The sequence below is a fragment of the Pseudomonas sp. GM33 genome (assembly GCF_000282295.1).
Classification (GTDB): domain Bacteria; phylum Pseudomonadota; class Gammaproteobacteria; order Pseudomonadales; family Pseudomonadaceae; genus Aquipseudomonas; species Aquipseudomonas laurylsulfatiphila.
The window spans coordinates 1-7,776 of record NZ_AKJO01000049.1 but is presented as its reverse complement, the minus strand read 5'-3'; the positions used below and the strand labels follow the sequence as shown (position 1 = coordinate 7,776).

General features: G+C 61.8%; 4 protein-coding genes and 2 pseudogenes. 2 read left to right on the top strand and 4 right to left on the bottom strand.

The window, feature by feature from the left end:
• Positions 1-102: 102 nt before the first annotated feature.
• The 3 genes and pseudogenes from PMI26_RS32270 to PMI26_RS22135 form a co-directional block, all read right to left on the bottom strand.
• A pseudogene (locus PMI26_RS32270) lies at positions 103-1,125 on the bottom strand (methyl-accepting chemotaxis protein); the annotation flags it as partial.
• 375 nt (positions 1,126-1,500) lie between these two features.
• Positions 1,501-2,031 (bottom strand): annotated as a pseudogene (locus PMI26_RS32265) (cache domain-containing protein); the annotation flags it as partial.
• A 252-nt stretch (positions 2,032-2,283) separates the two neighbouring features.
• Positions 2,284-3,606, bottom strand: coding sequence for a hypothetical protein (locus tag PMI26_RS22135; RefSeq protein ID WP_007972137.1), 1,323 nt, complete (start codon positions 3,604-3,606; stop codon positions 2,284-2,286).
• Between the two features lie 283 nt (positions 3,607-3,889).
• On the opposite strand from PMI26_RS22135, the gene PMI26_RS22140 reads away from it, so the two are divergent.
• Entirely contained in the window at positions 3,890-4,279 is a 390-nt protein-coding gene (locus PMI26_RS22140) for a c-type cytochrome (RefSeq protein WP_007972136.1), read from the top strand.
• 48 nt (positions 4,280-4,327) lie between these two features.
• Positions 4,328-5,818: an aldehyde dehydrogenase family protein gene (locus PMI26_RS22145; protein ID WP_007972133.1), complete on the top strand. Its 1,491-nt coding sequence runs from the start codon at positions 4,328-4,330 to the stop codon at positions 5,816-5,818.
• Between the two features lie 162 nt (positions 5,819-5,980).
• Here the strand turns inward: PMI26_RS22145 and PMI26_RS30075 are convergent.
• Positions 5,981-7,776 (bottom strand): RHS repeat-associated core domain-containing protein (locus PMI26_RS30075; protein ID WP_007972132.1); only part of this gene is annotated, 1,796 nt, incomplete at its 5' end.

The window sequence follows — 7,776 nt, the reverse complement described above, 5'->3', positions numbered from 1 at the left end:
CTCCCACAGGGATCTCTGGTTAACACAAGATTTGTGTATGGCAGAGATTCAAATGTGGGAGCGAGCCTGCTCGCGAAGACGGTGTATCAGGCAACTCCGATCTCAGATCCGAAAACTCCCCACCAACTGATTCAACCGCCCGGCCTGTTGCTCCAGCTCGGTACAAGCCCGCAATGTCGATTGCAAATTCTCCACCCCTTGCTGGTTCAGGCTGTTGATCCGGGTGATGTCGACATTAAGGGCCTCGACCACCGCCGTCTGTTCTTCCGTGGCGGCGGCCACGGACTGGTTGACGTTGTCGATCTCGCCGATGCGCTGGGTCACGCTGCCCAGGCGGGAGCCGGCGAGGTTGGCGATGGTGACGCTTTCTTCGCTGTGGCGCTGGCTCTCGGTCATGGTGGTGACCGATTCCCGTGCGCCCACTTGCAGTTCCTCGATCATCTGCTGGATCTCCAGCGCCGAGGCCTGGGTGCGGCCGGCCAGGCTGCGCACTTCGTCCGCCACTACCGCAAAGCCACGACCCGCTTCACCGGCCCGCGCCGCTTCAATGGCCGCGTTGAGCGCCAGCAGGTTGGTCTGCTGGGAGATGCCCTTGATCACTTCGAGGATCTGCCCGATGTTCACGGTCTTGTCGTTGAGCACTTCGATGTTGGCGCACGAGGCGCTGATCTTGCCCGACAGTTCGTGCATCACCTCGATCGTGCGTTGCACCACCTGGCGTCCGTCCTCGGCCTGTTGCCGGGCACCGGACGCCTGGTGCGAGGCATCGCTGGCGTTGTGGGCGATCTCCTGGGCGGCCGCGCCCAACTGGTTGATCGCCGCCGCCACGCTGCTGGTGCGGGTGGATTGATCGTCGAAATTGCTCAGCGAAGCGTTCGATGCATTCAGCACGCGCCGCGCCCCTTCATTGACACCGAGTGCCGCCGAGGACACCTCGCGCATCGACTGGTGGATGCGTTCGACAAAGCGGTTGAAGGCGGTCGCCAGTTGACCGATTTCATCCCGCGATTGCACCTGCAGGCGCCGGGTCAGGTCGCCTTCGCCGAGGGAGATATCCTCCAATACGCGGGTCAGCACTTGCAGCGGCCGGGTAATGCGCCGCGCCGTGTACCCAATCAACAGCAGGCCGAGCAGGGCCGAACCGCCACCGAGGAGCAACTCCAGCGCGGTGCTTTGCACGCCCTGGGCGTCGAGTTCCTTCTGCAAGGTGGTCACCGGCGCCAGCAAAACCTCTTGCGGCACGCCGACCAACACGCCCCACGGCGCGGCGCCGGCAATCGGTGACAGCGGCTCAAGCACCTTGATCTGCCGGGCGTCGACAAACACTTTGGGGTTGCCCTGGTGCAAGGCGTCCATCACCTCGGCACTGTCCATCGGCTGGCCGAGGCGGCTGACGTCCTGGCTGTCGGCGGAGATCACCCCGCGCGGGCTGACGATGCTGATCTGACCGTTGCCTTCGAACAACTCACGGGCGCTGGCCTGGCTGTTCTGTTGCAGGGCGGCGAGGTTGATGTCGAGCCCGACCACGGCGATCACCTTGCCGTTTTCCAGCAGCGGGAAGGCCACGCTGGTCACCAGTTTGCGGCTGCCGGACGCCTCGTCGAAATAGGGCTCGAGCACACAGGCCTGACGGGTGTCGCGGGCACAGGTATAGAAGGCGTTGTAGGGCGCGCCGCTCGGCCCCGGCTCGGTGTTGGCGAGCAGGCCTTCGTCGCCGATCACCGCTTGCAGTTCGCCCGGTTTGCTCTGCACCCAATACAGGGCGAAGCGCCCGGTTTCGTTGCTGCCAATGTCCGCCTGATGGGCGAAAGCGGCGTCGTCGCCGTCGAGTCCACCGGGTTCGAAAATGACATAAAGCCCGAGCAGGTCGGGCTTGTCGATCAGGGCCTGGTGAAGCTGGGTGCTCAGCTCCTGGCGCAGTTGCGGGCGGGTCAGGCTGCCCTGCTGTTGCAGCTGTCGCAGGTACAACAGGTAGCGCGATAACCCCTGGCCGTATTCGTGGGTCTGTATGAAGGTGCGTTGCACTTGCATGGCCTGCACTTTGCCCAGGGCCTGCATGTGTTCCCTGGCCGCATTGGCGAGCATGTCACCGCTGGCTTGCGCAACCTGCCGGCTGCTCTTGTGGGTCTGATAGAGCGACAAGCCCATCAACAAGCCGACGACCAGCAGCAGGCAGAGCCCGGCGAGGAGGGCGATCTTGCTCTGGATCGTCAGGAGTTTCTTGTGCATTGGAAATACCTTTTTCCACGTGGGCAATGACGCTGCCATTGCCCACGACCGAGGTTAGAAACCGGTGACGAACAGCAGTTGGGCGTAGACGTTCCGGTCGTTGTTGCCCAGTTGCGTGCCGCCGTTTTCGGCGCTCTTGTCCGGCTGGAAGATGCCCACCAGCGGCATCACGGTCAGGTGGTCGTTGACGTGCCATTCGGCATACAGGTCGACTTCGTGGCCGTCGGTATTGCCCAGGCTGCGGTCGATGGTGTCGAAGTTGAAGTACAGCGCGCCCAGGTTAAGGTTTTCCAGCGGCGAGACTTTCAGCCCGACGTTCTGAATCCGCGAGTTGCTGTTGAACGGCCCGGCGTAGTTGCCCGCCACTTCACCCTGGAACCAGGTGCCATAACCACGGCTCATGCCGTAGAACAAGGTGTCGTAGCCTTCCGAGAAACGGCTGTAGCGGTAGCTGACGTTCGGGGTCCAGATCGCGTCGGAGAAGGTCCAGCCGGCTTCCAGGTACCAGGCGTCTTCGGTGGCGGCGTGGGGTTTGTCCTGCTTGGCGTATTCGCCGGACAGGAACAGGTCTTTCACTCCGGCATTGCCCGCCGCGCGCACGCTGTAGGTCTTCATGCCGTCGCGTTCGAGCTGGATCGGCGAGGCGTACTGCTCGTCGATGTCGGTGGTCTTGATGTAGGTCAGGCCCACCGTGCCGGCCTCGGCCACGTGCTCCAGGGTGCCGACGTACATTTCGGTCTTGGCCTGGGCGCGGTTGTCGGACTTGAGCCACATCAGGTCGCTGCGCCAGCCTTCCTTGCCACCCAGACGCAATACGGCGGTTTCGTCGAAGGCTTTGCGAGCGGCCAGGTAGTAGGCGCCGCCACGGTTGAACTCGCCGTCGGCCAGGCCCTTACCCATGTTCAGGGCGTCGCCGTCGATCAGGAAGCCATCGCCGACCACGATGTTCTGACGGCCGAAGGACAGGTCCACACCGTCCTTGCCCAATGCGCCAAACAGATCGGCCGAACGCCAGCCGAGGTAGGCGTCTTCGAACTTGGTGGTGCGTTCGGTGCCATCGCTGAAACCGGCGGCGTCGCCGTCGCCCCAGGTGCCGGAGCTGAGCAGGTTGCCCGCGCCGTACGCCGTGCCCGCACCGCCCAGGCCCTTGTCGAAACTCAAACCGTATTTGATGTAGCCCTCGCGCCACGACGAGGAACCTTCGTCGAGACGGCCGGACAGGGCGTAGTTTTCCTGGCTGTGGAAAATGCCGAACGCGGCTTCGAGGGTGGCGTTCAGATGGCTGTCATCATCGGCGTACAGCTCATAGGCATTGGCCTGGCCGGCGCTGATCATCAGCGCGAGCGTCGAGAGACGAAGCAAGGGGGACTTGAGCATGGTGTGGCATCCGTTCTTGTTCTTGAGCGCAGGTTTGCGGTCTGCCCGGATACTAAGTCGCGGCTTTCGTTCGCCCTTTTCCCTGTTTGCCAATTAGTTGGTTGTGCATGCCAGATTGTCCGGTTTGGCAGCCCCGCCAACATAACTGGCACGCAGGGCAAAACCTGCGTGCCGGCGACCACCGACAATCCCCACCAAGCTGCCGAAGCACCCTGGCCTCGGCATTTTCTGGTGTTGGTGTTCGCCTGCTGGCGAGCGCGTGGATTTTCAAGGGCGTTTTCTTATGTTCACTTCGCTGCATTTGCCCCTCATCGGCTTGCTGTCCTTCACCCTGGTTCAGGCGGTGTCTGCCGCCGAGTGCGCCACGGATACCCAGCGTGGTGCCGCAGTGTTTGCCACTGAGTGCAGCGTCTGCCACGCGGTGACCAAGGGTACGACCGGGATGATGGGGCCGAATCTTTTCGGCGTGTACGGACGCAAGTCCGGCTCGCTGCCGGGCTTCAGCTACTCCCAGGCCATGCGCGACAAAGACGTCAGCTGGCAAGCCGAGAACATCACGCAATTGATCACTCAGCCCCAGGCCTTCGTGCCGGGCACTTACATGCCGTACATGGGCCTGGCTTCCGCCGACGACCGCCAGGCGGTCGCGTGTTTCCTCAAAGAACAACACTGATCAGGCCGCATTTACGCCTGAACAAATCGTCTGAATGAAAGGTGAATTATGAGCAACGTTGAAATCCTGCCCCAGGTGGCTGCATTCCTCGAACGTCGTCACGGCTGCTTCATTGACGGCCAGTGGGTATTTGCCGAGGGCGACAGCATCGCCGTGGTCAACCCGGCCACCGGGCAGACCCTGTGCGAAACCCTGGATGCGCCGCTGGAGATCGTCGAGCGCGCCGTACAGTCGTCGCACAAGGCGTTCAAATCCGGCGTGTGGTCGAGCCTGCGCCCGGCCGACCGTGAGCGCATCCTGCTGAACTTCACCCGCCTGGTCGAAGAACACGCCGAAGAACTGGCCCAACTGGAAACCCTGAGCCAGGGCAAGTCGATCAACATGGCCCGAGCGCTGGACCTGAATGCAACCGTGGAGTTCATGCGCTACATGTCCGGCTGGGCGACCAAGATCGAAGGGCAGACTTTCGACGTGTCGATTCCGTTGCCACCGGGTGCCAAATTCACTGCGTTCACCAAGCGTGAGCCGGTGGGTGTGGTGGTCGGGATCGTGCCGTGGAACTTCCCCCTGCTGATCGCCGCCTGGAAGCTGATGCCCGCCCTGGCCACTGGTTGCACGGTGATCATCAAGCCGGCGATGGAAACCCCGTTGACCGCCATGCGCCTGGCCGAACTCGCGCTGGAAGCGGGTATCCCGGCCGGCGTGTTCAACGTGGTCACCGGTGGCGGTGCCTCGGTCGGCGGTGTGCTGACCTCGCATCCACTGGTGAGCAAGGTGTCGTTCACCGGTTCCACCGCCGTGGGCAAGAGCGTCGGCGTGGCGTGCATGGAAAACATGACGCGCTTCTCCCTGGAACTGGGCGGCAAGAACCCGATGATCGTGCTCGCCGATGCCGACATCGAAAAAGCCGTGCAAGGGGCGATCCTCGGTGGCTTGCTGAACAACGGCCAGGTCTGCGCCGCGGCATCGCGCTTCTATGTGCACCGCTCGATCCATGACAGATTCGTCGAGGCCCTGGCCGCCGCTGTCTCGGCGATGCCGATTGGCGCGGGCATGAATGGCGACGCGGCGATCAACCCGCTGGTGTCGCGCAAGCAACAACAAAGCGTGCTCAAGCACATCGAACTGGCCCGCCAGGAAGGTGCGCGGGTGGTCACTGGCGGTGAGTTGCTGGAGGGCGACGGCTTCTTCGTGCAGCCGACCATTCTGGCGGACATCGACCACAGCATGGCCGTGGCCCGCGAAGAAGTGTTCGGCCCGGTGCTGGGCGTGATGCCGTTCGACGACGAAGACGCCGTGATCGAACTGGCCAACGACAACCGCTACGGCCTGGCCGCCAGCCTGTGGACCAATGACCTGGGCAAAGCCATGAACCTGGTGCCACGGATCGAAGCCGGTACGGTATGGGTCAATGCCCACGTGCTGCTCGACCCGGCGATGCCGTTCGGTGGCGTCAAGCAATCGGGCATGGGGCGCGAGTTCGGTCGCGCGGTGATCGAGGCCTACACCGAGCTCAAGTCGGTGTGTATCGCGCATTGATCAACCTGTAGGAGCTGCCGAAGGCTGCGATCTTTTGCTCTTGTTTTAAAAATCAGGATCAAAAGATCGCAGCCTTCGGCAGCTCCTACGGATGGGTAGCTGTCTGTGATTAGTCAGCGTAAGTTTTCTAGTATAAGTACTGTGGCCAATCTCACATGAAAACTATCTGGCCCTGGCATGGCCCCGATTATGCTTCGTCAAAGCGGATTTTTGATTAAAAGTCGTATGGCAGATGTCGCATTGGAAAGGCCTTTCCCCGGTATGGGTCCGCATATGCCTCGTCAAAGTGGAACCGTCAATAAAACTCAAACCGCAGACTTCACATTTGAAAGCTCTTTCCCCTGTGTGGATCCGCTTATGTGCCTGCAAATGTTGAAGTAGCTTGAATCTGTTTTGGCAGACGTCGCATTGGAAAGGCATTTCCCCGGTATGGGTCCGCATGTGGCGTTCCAAGCCTATATCGCTTCCCAGGCTTTTGTCGCAAGTCGGACAAACAAACCGCTTCCGCTTCCTCCCAGTGTTTGGCTGCTCTGCACCACTGCTAGAAGCCGCAGCGGAAGTCGAGGGCTGTGGTTCATTCCGAACGTTCTCAGAAGCGGCACCTGAAGGCGAGGGCGCAAGTTCATAGGACACCACAATAGCGTTTGTTGCAGTCGTCAGCGTCCCGACAGGCTGGACAATTACAGGTAAGGTTTCCCTCGGGGCAGGTGCCAATGTGTCGGTCACCGGTGGAAGCTCGTGAACCAGTGGTGAAGCAATAGCCGGCTTCGGTGAGGGCGGCGGTTCAGGAATTTCGTCAGCCAGTTGCTTGGCAAGGCCCTGTACCAAGTCTGCCTCAGCGAATGCGGTCACGAGCTCAGCGGCAACCCGGTCGCCTTGCGCAAACGCATTCGCGGCGTCTCTCGCGAGTTCCAATAGATAAGCATCGGTAAGGTCCTCCACCCCCACACGCCCATCCCGGTCGATATACCGCACCGGTGAATTGCTCACAAAACAGAAAAGATTCAAGCCATCCACTTCCCCCGCCGGATCCGGATTGATCCAGCGTTGCTGCCACGGTGCGTAATAGCGATAACCGTAGTAATACAACCCCGTCGCGTCGCGTTCCTTGCCTGAGTAACCGCGGGTCTTGTAGGTCGCCTTGGCCCCGTGGTGTTCGATCCACCAGGCCCGGCCGCCGAATGGCAGGTAGCCTTCTTCGCTGAGTACCTCACCCTGTTCATCGAGCTCCAGCAGGCTGGAACCGAGGTGGTCGGTGAGGCTGTAACTCAGGTGATCGTTGTCGACCCCGTTGGGTGGCGCACCGACCCAATGCAGCAGGCGCACGGCATTGCGCCCGGCCTCGGCCTCCAGCACGTGACGCTCCTCGCCATTGGCGGCCCGGTGGATTTCCAGCCCCGGCAGGTAACGCACTTCGCTGAGCACGGTACGCCCGGATGCCAGGGCGCAACGGACTTTGCGCAGGCGTTTGCCACCGCCGCCATAGCGATAGAGTTCGCGGTCGTCCGGGCCCTCTTCCCGCAGCACCGGAGCGACCTGACTCAGCTGGTTACGCGCATCCCAATGCATGAGCTGGCCGCGCAGCAGCTGAGTCTGGTTGCCATTGCCGTCGAACTCGCGGTCGAAGTCAGGCGGTGAATCGCCGTCGTGGTGAATCACGCTGCGGTTGCTGTCACTGGCCACGACCCAGCGACGGGTGAACGGCTGCTCGCCCAGGTGACGCAAGAGCACAACGTTGTTGCCGGCGTCGTACTCATATTCTTCGCGGTAGTTGACCTGCGCGTTCGGGTCGTTGGCGGCGCGGTAGACCTCACGGCCGGTGGCGCTGATCAGGCGGTCGCGAGTGTCGTAGGTATAAGTGCTGACGGGATCGATGCGCTGGTTCTTGAAGTAAGTGGTGGCCTTGGACCGGTCATCGACTTGCAGCAGATTACCGACCGGGTCGTAGGCGTAATGCA